This is a genomic window from Aeromonas sp. PrichA-15 (genome assembly GCF_017939245.1).
GTDB classification, from domain to species: Bacteria; Pseudomonadota; Gammaproteobacteria; order Enterobacterales; family Aeromonadaceae; genus Aeromonas; species Aeromonas caviae.
Map to the genome: position 1 here is coordinate 1 of NZ_JAGKRH010000215.1, position 415 is coordinate 415.

Sequence of the window (415 nt, forward strand, 5' to 3'; positions counted from 1 at the left end):
GGTCAGTGACCGAAGAAAACAGACATAAACATGACTGCTTATGTCTGCATTCTTGAGCTGCGAAGAGAAGTGGCGTCCCCTAGGGGATTCGAACCCCTGTTACCGCCGTGAAAGGGCGGTGTCCTAGGCCTCTAGACGAAGGGGACAAAATCGCGGCTCATCACGCAAGCGTGATGGCGATTTTGTAAAGGCGAGTGCCGAGCCGGCGAGGCCGAGCGGCATTTGCCTTTAGCGCTGTTCGTTGTTATCGCTAACTCTGGCTTGGGTAGCCGCTTGCGCCGCTATTCACATCCCAACCCAACGAACGGGCTTCTCTCATTCAACCGAAGTTGAATAAGCACTGATGCTTTCGCACCAGGTCTTTGCTCTAACTACTTTGAATCAAGGCAATCTGTGTGAACACTCAACAACTTCG

General features: G+C 52.5%; 1 tRNA gene. It reads right to left on the bottom strand.

Features of this window, described 5'->3' with window-relative positions:
* Nucleotides 1–70: 70 nt before the first annotated feature.
* A tRNA-Glu gene (locus J9889_RS19565) sits at nucleotides 71–146 on the bottom strand.
* Nucleotides 147–415 lie beyond the last annotated feature (269 nt).